The sequence below is a fragment of the Pseudomonas sp. MPDS genome (assembly GCF_013283895.1).
Classification (GTDB): Bacteria; Pseudomonadota; Gammaproteobacteria; order Pseudomonadales; family Pseudomonadaceae; genus Aquipseudomonas; species Aquipseudomonas rhizophila.
Genome location: NZ_CP054128.1, coordinates 2,537,702 through 2,553,090 on the forward strand (window position 1 = coordinate 2,537,702; position 15,389 = coordinate 2,553,090).

13 protein-coding genes are annotated in these 15,389 nt (G+C 61.3%); 8 read left to right on the forward strand and 5 right to left on the reverse strand.

Going from position 1 to position 15,389, the window contains the following annotated elements; translation table 11 throughout:
- Positions 1 to 109 precede the first annotated feature (109 nt).
- Positions 110 to 1,114, forward strand: coding sequence for a hypothetical protein (locus HQ912_RS11255; protein ID WP_260990071.1), 1,005 nt, complete (start codon positions 110 to 112; stop codon positions 1,112 to 1,114).
- Positions 1,115 to 1,122: 8 nt separating this feature from the next.
- On the opposite strand, the gene HQ912_RS11260 is transcribed toward HQ912_RS11255, so the two are convergent.
- Positions 1,123 to 1,317: a hypothetical protein gene (locus tag HQ912_RS11260; protein WP_047227792.1), complete on the reverse strand. Its 195-nt coding sequence runs from the start codon at positions 1,315 to 1,317 to the stop codon at positions 1,123 to 1,125.
- Between the two features lie 279 nt (positions 1,318 to 1,596).
- Between HQ912_RS11260 and glsB the strand changes: the two genes are divergently transcribed.
- Complete coding sequence (gene glsB, locus HQ912_RS11265; protein ID WP_047227793.1) at positions 1,597 to 2,505, forward strand: glutaminase B; 909 nt, start codon at positions 1,597 to 1,599, stop codon at positions 2,503 to 2,505.
- A 55-nt stretch (positions 2,506 to 2,560) separates the two neighbouring features.
- Here the strand turns inward: glsB and HQ912_RS11270 are convergent, their stop codons facing one another.
- Positions 2,561 to 2,890 carry a hypothetical protein gene (locus HQ912_RS11270; protein ID WP_047227794.1) on the reverse strand — a complete coding sequence of 110 codons (330 nt, stop codon included), beginning with the start codon at positions 2,888 to 2,890 and terminating at the stop codon, positions 2,561 to 2,563.
- A gap of 649 nt (positions 2,891 to 3,539) precedes the next feature.
- Positions 3,540 to 5,486, reverse strand: a complete 1,947-nt coding sequence (locus HQ912_RS11275) for a DNA topoisomerase III (protein ID WP_173406785.1) — start codon at positions 5,484 to 5,486, stop codon at positions 3,540 to 3,542.
- Positions 5,487 to 5,727: 241 nt separating this feature from the next.
- On the opposite strand from HQ912_RS11275, the gene HQ912_RS11280 reads away from it, so the two are divergent.
- From HQ912_RS11280 to HQ912_RS11295, 4 genes are all read left to right on the forward strand, one after another.
- Positions 5,728 to 6,135: a response regulator gene (locus HQ912_RS11280; RefSeq protein ID WP_047227796.1), complete on the forward strand. Its 408-nt coding sequence runs from the start codon at positions 5,728 to 5,730 to the stop codon at positions 6,133 to 6,135.
- A 113-nt stretch (positions 6,136 to 6,248) separates the two neighbouring features.
- A complete protein-coding gene (locus tag HQ912_RS11285) occupies positions 6,249 to 6,770 on the forward strand; it encodes a sigma-70 family RNA polymerase sigma factor (RefSeq protein WP_047227797.1) in 522 nt (173 codons plus the stop codon).
- On the forward strand, positions 6,767 to 7,726 hold the full coding sequence (locus HQ912_RS11290; protein ID WP_047227798.1) for a FecR domain-containing protein: 960 nt from the start codon (positions 6,767 to 6,769) through the stop codon (positions 7,724 to 7,726). Before HQ912_RS11285 ends, HQ912_RS11290 begins: the two co-directional genes overlap by 4 nt.
- Positions 7,727 to 7,827: 101 nt before the next feature.
- Positions 7,828 to 10,305: a TonB-dependent siderophore receptor gene (locus tag HQ912_RS11295; RefSeq protein WP_160894163.1), complete on the forward strand. Its 2,478-nt coding sequence runs from the start codon at positions 7,828 to 7,830 to the stop codon at positions 10,303 to 10,305.
- 42 nt (positions 10,306 to 10,347) lie between these two features.
- Here HQ912_RS11295 and HQ912_RS11300 read toward each other — a convergent pair whose 3' ends face one another.
- Complete coding sequence (locus HQ912_RS11300; RefSeq protein ID WP_047227800.1) at positions 10,348 to 11,970, reverse strand: MFS transporter; 1,623 nt, start codon at positions 11,968 to 11,970, stop codon at positions 10,348 to 10,350.
- Positions 11,971 to 12,177: 207 nt separating this feature from the next.
- The gene (locus HQ912_RS11305) at positions 12,178 to 13,821 is read right to left on the reverse strand and encodes a GMC family oxidoreductase (RefSeq protein WP_173406786.1); all 1,644 of its coding nucleotides are present in this window, start codon (positions 13,819 to 13,821) and stop codon (positions 12,178 to 12,180) included.
- Between the two features lie 128 nt (positions 13,822 to 13,949).
- Between HQ912_RS11305 and HQ912_RS11310 the strand changes: the two genes are divergently transcribed.
- Positions 13,950 to 14,834 (forward strand): LysR family transcriptional regulator, encoded by an 885-nt coding sequence (locus HQ912_RS11310; RefSeq protein ID WP_047227802.1) that lies wholly within the window; start codon positions 13,950 to 13,952, stop codon positions 14,832 to 14,834.
- A gap of 159 nt (positions 14,835 to 14,993) precedes the next feature.
- Positions 14,994 to 15,365: a c-type cytochrome gene (locus tag HQ912_RS11315; RefSeq protein WP_047227803.1), complete on the forward strand. Its 372-nt coding sequence runs from the start codon at positions 14,994 to 14,996 to the stop codon at positions 15,363 to 15,365.
- Positions 15,366 to 15,389: the final 24 nt, after the last annotated feature.

Consider the following 15,389-nt stretch of genomic DNA (forward strand, 5'->3'; position numbering starts at 1 on the left):
CTCCCACATGGGTTGTGTGTATTCCTTCTAAGCCCGTGTTCCTCGCGACCTATACTCAACCCCGTGGATGACTTGACCTCGGGATGGCGCAATCGTGCGGCGTTCACTGATGCTGGCCGTTTTGTTGGTTCTGGCGGGGTGCGCCACGTCGCCGCGCGAGCAGCAGGTCGCCACCGTGGCGGTTTCCCAGGACACCTGGCGGCAGGTTGACCGGCAGATCCTCGCCGCGTCGAAAAGCGCTATCGAACAGGCCGGGCTCTACGCTCGTGGTTCGATGGAGCATTGGCGCCGGCTCGTGTATGAACGGACCGAGATTCAATTCATCCCCTGGTTCAGCAGCTACTGGACCCAGGAATGGCTGGCGGTGAAGGTCAGTTGGTATGCCGCCAGTGCCGAAGGCGAAGAGGACTCCGCGGCCAGACGTCTGGCGGTTTATCTGCAAGAGCAGTACCGCGAGCAGGTGCTGGCACCTGTGGCGGTGGAAATCGACCCCGAGGCGATCAGGGCCAACGCGACGGGCTACTACGTGCGCCTGCTCAATCAACAGGTCCAAGTGATTGCCCGCCAGCACCGAATCCCGCCGGAGCTGATGAGTCGGCGCCTGCACGGCATTCCTGCCATCAGCCTGGGGCCGCCAGCGGCGCGTAACGCCTCGTTGTATGAGATGGCGCATACCGAGCCCCTCAATACATTGCCGGCGTACGCCGCGCTGATCGACCACGTCAACAAAGCCGCCGTGACAGGTTCGGGGCCATCGGATGCGGTGATCGCCACGGTGGCACAACGCACCAGTGAAAAAATCGAAGCGCAATTCGCCACGCGAGGTGCGGCCGGGGCGGCGGCAGCCGTGGCCGGGAAAGCGGCGGGGGCGTTGATCTCAGTTGGCGTGGCGGGGATTCGCGCGATCATTCATGAGGGCGAGCGTCCGGAAATGGAGACTCAAATCCGCAAGAGCCTCAGCGCAGCGTTCGACGAAGCCTGGTTCCAGTCGCTCAAGCATCCCCTCAGCGGGGTGATGGCACCGGTGTACTACCTGGCCGAGGAAATCGAAGGCAGCCTGGTGGCGGCGGACCTGGCCAATCGCGCGGTGGAGTTGCCAGCCATCAAACCGTGACGGACGGTTCATTCTGCCCCGAGGGTGACGCGGCAACCCTTGCGATGACGGATCTGTTCGTCCGAGGGCCGCTCCTTGATGAATTCGAAGCGCGGCTCTCCTTCGCTGTAGATCACCAGCCAGCCCCATTCCAGCTCACTTTCATCTTGACCGGGTCTGGGGGGCGAGGCCCACCAGGGTTCCTTCTGCATGATCTGTCGCATCGATGTCTCCTGCCGATTGATCCCTTCAACTATAGACCGCTCGATTGGATGACAAGCGCCCATGAAATCTCTTGAATTCTGTGGGAGCAAGGCTTGCCCGCGAAGCAGGCGATTCGGTTCCAGAAAGACCGCGTGAGCTTGATCGCGAGCAAGCTTTGCTCCCACGGATCGCCTCGCAACAGATGTTGCTGGTCTATTGAGTGTGCTCTGATCGCACCCATCAGCGTCTAGCGTCTGTATCCCCGCACTCGAACGGGGAATGATTGGACCCATGCGCATATGCAAGCATTGTTGAACGAGATCCTCGATGCGGTTCGCCCCCTGATCGGTCAGGGCAAGGTGGCCGACTACATTCCCGCCCTTGGCACCGTTGCGGCCAACCAGTTGGGCATTGCCGTCTACGGCAACGATGGCGAAATGTATTGCTCAGGTGACGCTGAAACGCCGTTTTCGGTGCAGAGTATTTCCAAGGTTTTCAGCCTGGTGCAGGCCATCGGCCATTCCGGCGAGGCAATCTGGGAGCGTTTGGGCCATGAGCCCTCCGGCCAGCCCTTCAATTCTCTGGTGCAGCTGGAATTTGAACGCGGTCGGCCGCGCAACCCGTTCATCAACGCCGGCGCCTTGGTGATCTGCGACATCAATCAGTCGCGTTTTGCCGCGCCAGCGCTTTCGATGCGTGATTTCGTACGGCGCCTGTCGGGCAATCCACAAGTCATGGTGGACGGCAAGGTCGCTGAGTCGGAATACCAGCACCGCGCCCGCAATGCGGCGATGGCCTACCTGATGCAGTCCTTCGGTAATTTTCATAACGACGTGGAAGCGGTGCTGCGCAGCTATTTCAGTCACTGCGCGTTGCGCATGAGCTGCATCGATCTGGCCCGGGCGTTCTGCTTCCTGGCCAACGACGGCTTCTGCAAGCACAGCGGCGAACAGATCCTGAGCGCCCGCCAGACCCAGCAGGTCAACTCCATCATGGCCACCAGCGGGCTGTACGATGAAGCCGGCAATTTTGCCTATCGCGTTGGCCTGCCGGGCAAGAGCGGGGTGGGTGGCGGGATTGTTGCCGTGGTGCCGGGGCGTTTTACGGTGTGCGTCTGGTCGCCGGAACTCAATGTCGCGGGCAATTCCCTGGCAGGCATGGCGGCGCTGGAATTGCTCAGCCAACGGATCGGCTGGTCGGTGTTCTAACGCCCAAAAAAAGGGCCCGTTCCAATCAGGAACGGGCCCTTTGTTTTAAGCGCGATCAGCAGAGGCGGTCGATGACCCGAACTTCAGATGTGTTCTGCATCGACTGCCACGCCTGGGTCAGCGTTTGCAGCACGCGACCCATGAAGTCTTTGTCGGCCGCGGCCTTCTTGCCGACGTAGCCCTGGCCACGACGGTACATCTTCAACCGGGCACACAGGTCCTGCTGATTCTTCTCGAATTCGTCTTCCTGGGTGAACGGCGACAGGCAGTCCATATGGACCTGGCCATTCTTGCTGATCCACAGGATATGGCTGTCCAGGGTGTCTTTGTGTGCTGCGAACATGCGAGCCAGTTCATCAATAGATGGTTGATTATTCAGATTCATGTGTAAGCCCCTTGACCATTTGGTTGATCTGTCTGGTGGTTCGCAAAAACTTCGCTTCTTTCGGTAAGTGCCTGTCCAGTGCTGCATGGCTAGCACCGAAACCAGGCCGTCAGCACCCGGCCGTCTGACTTCGACGGGGTCGTGCATCGGTTGTGTAGTGTTATCGAAGGGCTGCTACGCAAATGCGCTACAACGAAGAGAAACAGCGAAGAACCTTCAGGCATTGTCAACTTTCGAGGGTCGACCACGCGCGTCATGAGGATCGTCGCCGACGTTTCTCGTCCTTGTCACCGGACGGTCATGCCAGGTCAGCACCTTCAATCTGCCTTGTGGGCAGTCCCTTATCCAAAAAACAGCTCGGCGGTCAGACGAGCTTGCTCAAGCATTTACCTGTACTCCCGATCGGGGAGACGTCTGCATCATGCAAGGCCAAATCGGAGGCGTCAACGGTTTTGTAGTGATTATTTTTGGTCACTACATATTGTCGGACAAAATGGTTTTGTTATGAAAATTCTGGATCAGGGCAGATATCCCTGTGGGAGCGAGCCTGCTCGCGATGGCGGTGTATCAGTCGGTATCCATGGTGACTAACATAACGCTATCGCGAGCAGGCTCGCTCCCACAGGGCGACGCGTCGAACATGTATTTATCAGGTCGTCTTGGCTTTGCTCGCCTTGCGAGGTGTACCGCTGGCCTTGCGCTTGGCCGGCTTGCGTTTGCTTTTCCATGGGGTGGCCCCACGGCCGGCAGGGCTGGCCGGGCCGTTGATGGTCAGGCTCATGCCCTGGCAGCGGGCGATGTGTTTGCTCATCCAGGCGGCCTGGCGGGTCACGAACTCTTCCAGGCTCATCTCTCCGCTTTGCACCATGTCCAGCGCCTGCTCCCAGATGGCGGTAGTGCCTGGATCGGCGATGGCGCGGGGCACCGCATCGATCAGGCTGAAGGCCGCCGGTGTGGCGGACAGGGCCTTGCCGTTTTTCACCAGGTAACCCCGGTCGAGCAGGCCCTGGATGATCGAGGCCCGGGTCGCTTCGGTGCCGATGCCGGTGGTGTCCTTGAGCTTTTGCTTGAGCAGCGGATCCTCCACCAGCCGGGCAACGTTCTTCATCGCCTTGATCAGGTCGCCCTCGGTGAACGGTTTGGGGGGCTGGGTCCACAGGTCCTTGAGTTTGACCTCGTCCACGGCGCAGTCGCGACCTTCGACCAGGGCCGGCAAGGTTTGTGGTGCCGGTGCTTCACGGCCTCGTGCCGGAGCCAGCGCTTCGGGCAGGGCGCGTTTCCAGCCGGGTTCGACGATTTGCTTGCCAACGGCCCGCAATGCCTGGGCGGCGCAGTCGAAGTCGGCCTGGGTCCGGTCGTATTCGTGGTTGGGCAGGAACTGCGCCAGATACCGCGCCCGTATCAGCGTATAGACGGCCCGCTGCTTGCCGGCGAGCTTGTCGAGGTTCTTCGCCGCAGCGGTAGGGATGATGCCGTGGTGGGCGCTGACCTTGGCGTCGTTCCAGGCCCGGGATTTGCGTTGGGGCTGCAAGTGCTCGCGCAGCGGCGCCAGACCCGGGTCGGCCTGGGCGAGGGCGGCGAGGATGGCCGCAGCTTCGCTGTGCTGGCTCAAAGGCAGGAAACCGCAATCGCTGCGCGGATAGGTAATGAGCTTGTAGGTCTCATAGAGCGACTGGGCAATGTCCAGGGTTTCCTGGGCGCCGAGGCCGAGTTTCTTCGAGCAGACTTCCTGCAGGGTGCCCAGGTCGAACGGCAACGGCGCCGCTTCGCGCAAGCGCTCGGTGCGCACTTTCATCACCCGGGCGGTGGCAGCGTTGCCCATGGCTTGGGCGGCGTCCTGGGCGAGGGCCTGGTTCAAACAACGTTCCTGATCGTCGCAGGCATCCGGGTCGGCGCGCCACTGGGCGGTGAACACAGTGCCGTCGTGGCGCAGTTGCACGTCGATGGCCCAATAGGCGACCGGTACGAAATCCGCGATGCTGCGGTCGCGATCCACCACCAGGCGCAGGGTGGGGGTCTGCACGCGGCCCACCGGCAGCACGCCCTGATAACCGGACTGACGCCCCAGCAGCGTGAACAGGCGGCTCATGTTCATGCCGATCAGCCAGTCGGCCCGGGAGCGGCCGAGGGCCGAATGGTAGAGGTTGAAGGTTTCGGCGCCCGGCTTGAGTGCGGCCAGGGCCTTGCGGATCGACGCTTCGTCCAGGGCCGACAGCCACAGACGCTGGATCGGTCCACGGTAGCGGCAATGCTCCACCAGTTCCCGGGCAATCATTTCGCCTTCACGGTCGGCGTCGGTGGCGATGACCAGCGTCTTGGCTTCCCCCAACAGGCGCTTGACCGCCTTGTACTGGCCCGCGGTTTTCGGCTTGACCGTCATTTTCCACTGCGTCGGCACGATAGGCAGGTCTGCCAGTACCCAGCGCTTGTAGCGGGCATCGTAGGCGTCGGGCGGGGCGGTCTCCAGCAGATGGCCGATGCACCAGGTGACTGTGATGTTCGCGCCCAGCCAGCAACCGTCACCGCGGCGCGTGGCACCAAGCACGGCAGCGATGTCTTTGGCCTGGGACGGTTTTTCACACAGGTACAGCTGCATAGCGCCCTTTTCCTAAGCAGATTTCATGGGGCTGTAGCATGGTCATGGATGGGCGTCGGAGCAAGTTTTATCTGTATGGATATACAGATAAAACGTTGCGATGCGTTGCTCCAGGGCGGTTATCGCAACGTTTGGCGGTGTATTTGCACGCAGAATGAATTTCTCGCAAGGGCATCGCTCATAACTTGCAGAGCGGTTGAAACCGCAAAGAACGTTTATGGGGTCAAGGAGAGTCACTTACATGAATTCGATGCCAAAGGGCAACGGACAGGCGGCCGCGCGTTTGATTCTCGTCGTTGAAGATGATCAGACCATTCTGGAGTTCCTGTGTGAGATCCTGCAAGACGAGGGCTTTGCCGTGGAGCCCCGGGAAAGCGCCGACGCGGCGCTGGAATTCCTCAAGCAGAGCGCTGACGATGTGGACTTGTTACTCACCGATATCACCATGCCCGGCAAACTGAACGGCGCGGACCTGGCCAATTTGACCGGCGACCGGTGGCCACAGATACCCTTGTTGATCATGTCCGGTTTCGAAACCCCGGAAAGCGCCGGGATCAAGCATCATGCCTCGTTCATCGCCAAGCCTTGGGCGCTGGGGCAGATGCTGGATCTGGTGGAGAGCACGGTGAAAAATCACTCTGTGCATTGAGCAATGCCAAGAGGGTGAGGTGGCAGGCCTGGGACTGTGCATGTTTGGGTTGCAAGCGGCGATGCGCTCCATGACAATGCGAGTCATTATCAGTCGCGAATTATTCCATTGCCATGCCCGCCAACGATCTGTCCTTACGCAGTGCCGTCGACGTTCTGTACAGTGATCATCACAGTTGGCTCCAAGGCTGGCTGCGCAAGCGTTTGGGCAATGCTTTCGATGCCGCGGACCTGACCCAGGATACCTTCGTGCGTGTCATTAAGGCTCGCTCCGCGTTGGATATTCGTGAGCCGCGACCGTACCTGTCGATGATCGCCAAGGGGCTGTTGATCGATCTGTTTCGCCGCCGTTCGTTGGAACAGTCCTACCTCGAAGCCTTGGCCGCCATGCCGCAAGAGCAGCACCCGTCGCTGGAAGAACAGGCCATCCTGCTCCAGGCCCTGATGGAGATCGACCGCTTGCTGCTAGGGTTGGGGCCGCGTGTCAGGCAGGCGTTCATCCTGTCGCAGTTCGACGGCCTGACTTACCCGCAAATTGCCGAGCGCCTGGGCGTCAGCGTACGTACGGTGAATAACCACATGGCCAAGGCCATGGAACATTGCTGCCTGATGCAGATTCAATTACAACTTTCATGAACCTGCCAGCCGAAGAGTTGCAAGCCATCCGTGTGGCGGCGCAGTGGTACGCCCGGCTTCACTCCGGCATCACGACCGACGCGGATCGAGCCGGGTGGAATGCCTGGCTGAGTGCAGACCCGCTGCATAGCCAGGCCTGGCAACGAATGACAGCGGTGGCTGAACAGATGGCGAGTGTGCCGGGCGCCCTGGCGGCACCGACCTTGAGCGAACGCCACAATCGATCCCGTCGCCAGGTATTGCGCAGCGTCTTGTTGCTCACGTCCGCCAGCGGCCTGGGTTGGTTGGGCTGGCGCAGCCAGGCTACGCAGAACCTGCTTTGCGATTACCGCACCGCAGTGGGCGAGCGCCGCGAGTTTCAGCTGGCGGACGGCAGCACCGTGCTGCTCAACACCGACACCTCGGTCAATGTTCGTTTCGATGGGCGCCAGCGGCTACTGGAGCTGTTGTGGGGGGAGATCCTCGTCACGACGGCGATCGATCCCTTGCAGCGGCCTTTCAAGGTCATCACCGGTCATGTCGAAGTGCTTGCGCTGGGCACGCGTTTTATCGTCCGAGGCCAGGCGCGGGGCGGTGAGGTGGCGGTGCTTGAAAAAGCGGTCGAGGTGAGTCTCCCGGCGATTGGCTCGAGGATGCGCGTCGAAGCCGGCCAGCGCCTGGATTTCAATGACCGGTCGCTGGGTACACTGCGCGGCAACGATGTGTCGGTCGGTGCCTGGCAGAAGGGAAGCATCATCGCCATTGACCGTCCTCTGGCGGTGCTGCTGGATGAACTGTCGCGTTACCGCAACGGCGTGTTGCGTTGTGATCCGGCCATTGCCGACTTGAAGGTTTCCGGCGTGTTTCCCGTCGATAACACCGATCTCGCCCTGGCGGCGCTGGAGAGTGGCTTTTCGTTACGCGTGACCCGCTACAGCCGATTTTGGGTCCGGGTATCGAGCGGCGATCAGCGCTGACGTGGCGGCGCGATAAAAAAGAACACTGTCCTGCACTTTTTATCTCCATCGTTCGGCTCTTCCTCAGTGAGTTTTTATCGACCGTTTGGGGGAGGGGAAGCATGTCTTGGGTAAGCGCGCCAGGTCGTCTGGTGTTTGCAGTGAAAATCGGCTTGCTGGCAGCCGTGACCGGCAGCGTCGGGGTCGTGAATGCCAGTCCGGCTCCAGGTGCCTCGGCGCAGCAGCGTTCGGTGCAGGCCTACGATATCGGGGCCGGCAGCCTGGTGGATGTCCTGACCCGGTTCTCCAGTGCCGCCGGTGTCGCCATTTCGTTTGATGCCCGGCAACTCCAGGGCCTGCAATCGCCCGGCCTGAGAGGTTCGTTCGGCGTGGGCGATGGGTTTGCCCGCATTCTTGGCGGTAGCGGCCTGCAAGCCGACCTCCAGGCCAATGGCACGTACGTGCTGCGCTCCGTGCCCGCCAACGGTTCGGCCATGCAACTGGGAGCAACCACCATCGAGGCGCAGATGCTCGGAGCGACCACCGAGAACAGTGGCTCCTACACGACGGGGGCGGTCACGATCGGCAAAGGCGAGCACTCCCTGCGCGAGACGCCGCAATCGGTGACAGTGATCACTCGCAAGATGCTCGATGACCAGAACCTGAACACCATCGATCAAGTGATGGAAAAAACGCCCGGAATTACCGTCTACGACTCGACCATGGGCGGCAAATATTTCTACTCCCGTGGGTTCCGGATGTCCGGTCAGTATCAATACGACGGTGTTCCGCTGGACATGGGCAACAGCTATGTCCAGGCCGACAGTTTCAGCAGTGACATGGCGTATTACGATCGGGTCGAAGTCCTGCGCGGTGCCGCCGGGATGATGAAGGGCGCCGGCGGCACGTCCGGTGGCGTCAATTTCGTCCGTAAACGCGGCCAGGCCACGGCCCAGACCGAACTCAGCCTCTCGGGCGGCACCTGGGACAACTACCGCGGGCAGGTCGATACCGGTGGCCCGCTGAATGATTCCGGCACCCTGCGGGGCAGGGCGGTGATCGCCGAACAGAGCCGGCATTATTTCTACGACGATGCTCGGCGCAAGGACCAGATTTACTACGGTGCCCTGGACTTCGACCTGACGCCCGACACCACCCTCGGCCTGGGCCTGGCCTATGAGGACGTCGATGCGAGTCCTTGCTGGGGCGGGCAGCCGCGCTACAGGGATGGCAGCGATTTGAAACTCAGTCGCTCTACTTGCCTGGATCCGTCGTGGAACACCTGGCGTAGCCAGCGGACCACGGTGTTCAGCGATCTCAAGCATCAACTCAATGACGACTGGGCCGTGAAGGTGGCCGGTGTCTATACGAAAAACACCCAGGACATCAAATACGCCTTTGCATCCGGCTCGGTGACGCCGGGCGTCTCGACCACCAACGTGCTGGGCAGCATGTACGACTATGACCAGGTCGATTACGGCCTCGACGCCTACCTGGACGGCAAGTTCGACGCCTTCGGGCAGCAGCATGAATTGATCGTCGGCTTCAACGCCAGCCGTTCGGACAAGGACGATTTTTTCTCGGTCGCCTTCCTGCCGCAGCAACAGAACGTATTCGATCCGGATCGACACATTCCGGAACCGGATGACAGTTACTTCATCGAGAACTCAACGCGCGGTGGCCCGGTGAAAACCGTCACCCGGCAACAAGGCCTGTATTCGACCCTGCGCCTGAAACTGGCGGACCCGTTGACGTTTGTCGTGGGCAGCCGGGTGAGTTGGTACAACTCCAAGACCGACTCGGTGTTCCTCACCGGCGGTTCGGAACACGCCAAGAGCACGGAGACAGGCCAGGTCACCCCGTTTGCCGCCGTGTTGCTGGATCTCAACGAACACCTGACGGCCTACGCCAGTTACTCGGACATTTTCACGCCCCAAGGCAACTACCGTTCCGAAAGCGGTTCGGCACTCAAGCCCCTGGTGGGTGAAAGCTATGAGCTGGGGATCAAGGGCGAATGGTTCGAGGGACGCCTGAACAGCGCCTTCAACCTGTTCCGCACGTTGCAGAAAGACCAGGCCCAGACCGACTACAACTCAAGCTGTGCGTCCTCGGACGGTTACTGCTACGAGAACGCCGGCAAGGTTCGCGCCCAGGGTTTCGAAGCCGAGATCAGCGGTGAAGTCATCGAGCGCCTGCAACTGCTTGCCGGTTACACCTACACCCAGACCAAGACCCTGAACGACATTGATACCAGCCTCAACGGCGGCTCGTTCAACAGCTATGTGCCGCGTCATGTGCTGCGTCTGTGGGGCGATTATGCCCTGGGTGGGGCGTTCGAACGGTTCAGCGTCGGTGCGGGGGTCAATGCCCAAAGCGACAATTTCCGGGTATCGCCGGCGACGGGGGAGAAGATCACCCAGGCCGGTTATGCCGTGTGGAATGGTCGCGTCGGCTACCGCATTGATGACACCTGGTCGCTGGCCCTCAACGGCAACAACCTGTTCGACAAGCGCTACTACAGCACCATCGGGACCGAGAGCTTCGGTAACTATTACGGTGAGCCGCGCAACCTCACCATGACTCTGAAGGCGCACTTCTGATCCGCTGGCGAGGGAACAAACGCCCTCGCCACGGTTTTGCCCTCAGTTTTTATCCAGGTCCACGTTCCGGGTTTCCCGCAGGCAAATCATGCCCACCACCAGGCTCACCCCGGTGATCATCACCGGGTACCACAGCCCGTAGAAAATGTCCCCGGTGTAGACCACCAGGGCAAACGACACGGTGGGCAGGAAACCGCCGAACCAGCCGTTGCCGATGTGGTAGGGCAGGGACATGGAGGTGTAGCGGATCCGAGTGGGAAACAGTTCGACCATCAGCGCCGCCAGTGGGCCGTAGCACATGGCTGAAATGATGATCAGCGCCACGATCAGTGCCACGATCATCGGCCGGTTGATCTGCTGGGCATCGGCCTGTTGTGGGTAGCCCGCCAGGGTCACCGCGCCGCGCAGGGCGGCTTCGTCGTAGCCTTCAAGCTTCACATCACCGACGCTGACCTGCACATCACTGCCGGCCGGCGCCGCGACACTGCTGTAGGGCAGGCCTTGCTTGACCAGGAAGGTCTTGACCTTGTCGCATGGGCTATCGAAACGGGCCTTGCCCACCGGGTCGAACTGGAAGGTGCACGTGGCCGGATCGGCGATCACGGTGATCGGCGCCTGACGGCTCGCCAGGTCAATGGCCGGGTTGGCGTAGTGGGCCAGTGTCTTGAAGATCGGAAAGTACAACGCCGTCGCCAGCAACAGGCCAATCATCAGTACCGGTTTGCGCCCGACCTTGTCCGACAGCCAGCCAAAAAAGATGAAGAACGGTGCGCCGATGACCACGCTGACGATCAGCAGGCTGTTGGCCAGGGCCGGATCCATCTTCAGGAACTGGGTGAGGAAAAACAGCACATAGAACTGCGCGGCATAGAAGGTCACCGCTTGCCCGGCGTTGATGCTGAACAGCGCGATCAGCACCACCTTGAGATTTTCCCACTTACCAAAGGATTCGCGGATCGGCGCCTTGCAGCACTTGCCTTCTTCTTTCATTTTCAAGAAGGACGGCGATTCATGCAGGCTCAGGCGGATCCAGGTGGAGATGCCCAGCAACACGATCGACAGCAGAAACGGAATGCGCCAGCCCCAGACTTCGAACTGATCGCCCGTGAAATAACGACAGCCCAGTACCACCAGCAGCGAAAGCAGCAGCCCGAGGGTGGCGGTGGACTGAATCCAGCTGGTGTGGAAACCGCGCTTGCCCATCGGCGCGTGTTCGGCGACGTAGGTGGCAGCACCGCCGTACTCACCGCCCAAGGCCAGGCCCTGGAGCATGCGCAGCACCACGAGGATGATGGGCGCGGCAATGCCGATGCTGGCGTAGTTGGGCAACAGGCCGACGCAGAACGTCGCCAGGCCCATGAGTACGATGGTGGCCAGGAAGGTGTATTTGCGTCCGATCATGTCTCCCAGCCGTCCGAACACCAGTGCGCCGAAAGGCCGCACGATGAAACCGGCGGCGAATGCCATCAGGGCGAAGATGAATGCCGTGGTGTCGTTGACCCCGGCAAAGAACTGCTTGCTGATCACCGCCGCCAGGGCGCCATAGAGGAAAAAGTCATACCACTCGAACACCGTCCCCAAGGACGAGGCGAAGATGACTTTCTGGGTTTCCTGGCTGGTGCCGGCGCTACGCGTGGCTTCCAGGGACTGAACATGTTCAGACATTTGGGTATCCCTCACAGTGATTGTTTTTGTTGTTCCACTGTCGACGCCGGTACAGCGTCTCCTGTTTTGCTGCATACCTTGAATTCAAAGGGTTCTCCTTGTGGGAGCGAGCCTGCTCGCGAAAGCGGTATGCCGGTCGACATCATCGTGAGCTGATACACCGCCTTCGCGAGCAGGCTCGCTCCCACAGGGGGATTCTGTTGTTCTTCAGACCGTGGCAGGTTCCTTTTGGGGCGTGGTGCTGCGGATGTCCGCCTCGAGGATCATCTGCGCCGCCTTCTCGGCAATCATCAGCGTGGGCGAGCAGGTGTTGCCCGAGGTGATGCGCGGCATGATCGAGGCGTCGGCGATGCGCAGGCCGTTGATGCCGTGAACCCGCAGTTGCGCATCCACCACCGCGTCGCGGTCCTGGCCCATGCGGCAGGTGCCCACCGGGTGGAAAATCGTCGTGCCTATACGGGCGGCGGCCTGGTGCAGTTCTTCCTCGGTTTGCAGGCTTGGTCCCGGCAGGTATTCCACCGGCTTGAAGGCGCTCAACGCCGGGGCGGCGACGATGCGTCGGGTCAGGCGGATGGCGTCGGCGGCGACCCGCAAGTCTTCGGGATGGCTCAGGTAGTTGGTTTGGATCAGCGGTGCCTCGTGCGGGTCGGCCGAGCGAATGTCCACCCGGCCGCGGCTTTGCGGACGCAGGTCACAGACCGACGCAGTGAACGCCGGGAAACTGTGCAGTGGTTCGCCAAAGCGTTCCAGCGACAAGGGCTGTACGTGGTATTCGAGGTTGGCCGAGGTCTGTTCCGGCCCCGAGCGGGCGAACGCGCCGAGTTGGCTGGGGGCCATGGACAGCGGGCCGCTGCGATCATAGAGGTAGCGCAGCCCCATGCCCATCTTGCCCCATAAAGTGCCGGCGATCTGGTTCAGGGTACGGGCGTTTTCCAACTGGTAGATCAGCCGCAGTTGCAAGTGGTCCTGCAAGTTGCCGCCCACGCCGGGCAGCTCATGAACCACGCCAATGCCCAGGCGTTGCAACAGGTTGCGCGGACCGATTCCCGAGCGCTGCAAAATACCCGGCGAGCCGACGGCTCCGGCGCACAGCACGATTTCCTTGCGCGCCTTGAACGTCATGCTTTTGCCTTGCCAACGGGCGCTGACGGCGTGGGCCCGGTTGTCACGCAACAGCACGCGGTCGACTTCGACATCGGTCATTACCGTGAGGTTGGGGCGCTGGCGAACCGGTTTGAGGAAGGCCTTGGCCGCGTTCCAGCGCACCCCGGCTTTCTGGTTGACCTGGAAATAGCCGCAGCCTTCGTTGTCGCCGCCGTTGAAGTCGTCGACGCTGGGGATACCGCTCTGCTCGGCGGCGGTGCGAAACGCATCGAGAATCGGCCATGACAGGCGCTGGCGTTCGACCCGCCATTCCCCGGCGGCGCCATGGAGCTCGGAGTCTCCGGCAAAGTGGTTTTCGCTCTGTCTGAACAACGGCAGCACGTCTTTCCAGGCCCAGCCAGGGTTGCCCTCGGCAGCCCAGCTATCGTAATCCGCGGCCTGGCCGCGCATGTAGATCATGCCGTTGATGGAGGAGCAGCCACCCAGCACCTTGCCCCGTGGGTAACTCAGTGCGCGCCCTTGCAAACCCGCTTGCGCCTCGGTCTTGAAGCACCAGTCGGTGCGCGGGTTGCCGATGCAGAACAGGTAGCCGACCGGGATGTGAATCCACGGATAGTTGTCGCGCCCGCCCGCTTCAAGCAACAACACCCGGTGCTGCGCGTTGGCGCTAAGCCGGTTGGCCAGCAGGCATCCGGCAGGGCCGGCGCCCACGATCACGTAATCGTATTCATCGACGACAGGTTGCATTCGCGACCTCATTTTGTTCTTGTGGGATGCATCCTAGTTGTTAGGTTTCGTCAAAAGAATGTTAGTTTTTGCGCAACCGCTGTGCGTTTTTAAACAGTCCTGCCTTCAGGCGTGTTCAAGGATGGCCCATGTTCGACTGGAATGACCTGCGCTACTTTCTGGAACTGCAACGCAGCGGCCGTTTGCTCACGGCCGCACGACGCCTGAACACCACCCATGCCACTGTGGCCCGGCACATCGAAGCCATCGAGAAAAGCCTGGGCACCGCGTTGTTTGTCCAGCATGCCCAGGGTTATGAACTGACCCCCGCGGGCGAATCGTTGCTCAAGCACGCCGAAGCCATGGAAAACGTGGCGCTACTGGCTCAGGAGGACATCACCCAGTCCAGCGCGCCCTTGGGCAAGATCCGCGTGGGGGTGACGGAAGGGCTGGGCATCATGTTTTTAGCCAGCCGCATGGAGGGTCTGTTCCAGCGCTATCCGGGGCTGGAGGTGGAGTTGGTGGCGGTGCCGCGTTTTGTCAGCATCCTCAACCGCGAAGTGGAAATCAGCATTCACCTCGAACGCCCGGTGGCCGACCTGCTGGTGACCCGCAAGCTCACCGACTACAGTCTGGCGCTCTACGCCAGCCAGGCCTACCTGGACCGCTCGCCACCGTTGCGCAGTCGCGAAGACCTGGCCCGCCATGCCTGGATCGGGTATGTCGACGACCTGCTGTTCAGCCAGGAACTGATGTTTCTCAACAGCTTTTGCCGCAACCCTCGGGTGGTGTTCCACAGCACCAGTGTCATCGCCCAGCAACAGGCTGCACGCTCGGGATTGGGGATTGCCGTACTGCCTTGCTACATGGCCAGCAGCGACCCGGCCCTGGTCCCCTTACTGCCCGATGAAACCCTCCGCCGCAGCTACTGGATCAGCACCCGTCGCGAACTGCACAAATCCGTGCGTCTGCGGGTGCTCTGGGATTATGTGGTGCAGTTGTGCGAGCGCGAGCAGGGGCTGCTGCTGCCCTGATCGCCAATGTCCCTGGCCATCGATCATCCAGCGCTGGCCGCCCAAGTCCCCTTTTATGGCCCCCAATGACCTCAAGCCAACGCGCGGGCGTGCCTTAGTGTGAGTCTGTCTGACCCAACACAATAAAGGCGTGCTCATTGCGCCACCAAGAGGGGCCCCATGTCGGTACCAACGTCTTCAGCCTGGACTCACGCCGCGGCGATTCTTTCGCTTGGCGTATTGCTCGCCGGTTGCGGCGAAGAGGCCAAAACGAGCCCGCCCAGGGCCTTAACGAGTGTGCCCGCCGACGGAGCGCTGGCACAAATCTACGACAGCAGTTGCAAGCTCTGCCACGCCAACCCCGGCGCCGGAGCGCCCCTGACCGGCGACGCCAACGCCTGGGCGCCGCGAGTGGCCCAGGGCAGCGACACCCTGCTTGATCACACGATCAACGGCTACAACGGCATGCCGCCGATGGGGCTGTGCATGCACTGTTCCGAAGAGCAGTTCCTGGCCCTGATCGGCTTCATGTCCGGCCAGCCATTGCAATGACCAACAGGGGAACGACGGCATGAC

What these genes read in the sequence shown, in the direction of transcription:
- HQ912_RS11285 (WP_047227797.1), top strand. Translation starts at nt 6,249, where the DNA reads ATGCCCGCCAACGATCTGTCCTTACGCAGTGCCGTCGACGTTCTGTAC.
- HQ912_RS11300 (WP_047227800.1), bottom strand. Translation starts at nt 11,970, where the DNA reads ATGTCTGAACATGTTCAGTCCCTGGAAGCCACGCGTAGCGCCGGCACC.
- HQ912_RS11315 (WP_047227803.1), top strand. Translation starts at nt 14,994, where the DNA reads ATGTCGGTACCAACGTCTTCAGCCTGGACTCACGCCGCGGCGATTCTT.
- HQ912_RS11290 (WP_047227798.1), top strand. Translation starts at nt 6,767, where the DNA reads ATGAACCTGCCAGCCGAAGAGTTGCAAGCCATCCGTGTGGCGGCGCAG.
- HQ912_RS11305 (WP_173406786.1), bottom strand. Translation starts at nt 13,821, where the DNA reads ATGCAACCTGTCGTCGATGAATACGATTACGTGATCGTGGGCGCCGGC.
- HQ912_RS11295 (WP_160894163.1), top strand. Translation starts at nt 7,828, where the DNA reads ATGTCTTGGGTAAGCGCGCCAGGTCGTCTGGTGTTTGCAGTGAAAATC.
- HQ912_RS11260 (WP_047227792.1), bottom strand. Translation starts at nt 1,317, where the DNA reads ATGCGACAGATCATGCAGAAGGAACCCTGGTGGGCCTCGCCCCCCAGA.
- HQ912_RS11280 (WP_047227796.1), top strand. Translation starts at nt 5,728, where the DNA reads ATGAATTCGATGCCAAAGGGCAACGGACAGGCGGCCGCGCGTTTGATT.
- glsB (WP_047227793.1), top strand. Translation starts at nt 1,597, where the DNA reads ATGCAAGCATTGTTGAACGAGATCCTCGATGCGGTTCGCCCCCTGATC.
- HQ912_RS11255 (WP_260990071.1), top strand. Translation starts at nt 110, where the DNA reads ATGCTGGCCGTTTTGTTGGTTCTGGCGGGGTGCGCCACGTCGCCGCGC.
- HQ912_RS11270 (WP_047227794.1), bottom strand. Translation starts at nt 2,890, where the DNA reads ATGAATCTGAATAATCAACCATCTATTGATGAACTGGCTCGCATGTTC.
- HQ912_RS11310 (WP_047227802.1), top strand. Translation starts at nt 13,950, where the DNA reads ATGTTCGACTGGAATGACCTGCGCTACTTTCTGGAACTGCAACGCAGC.
- HQ912_RS11275 (WP_173406785.1), bottom strand. Translation starts at nt 5,486, where the DNA reads ATGCAGCTGTACCTGTGTGAAAAACCGTCCCAGGCCAAAGACATCGCT.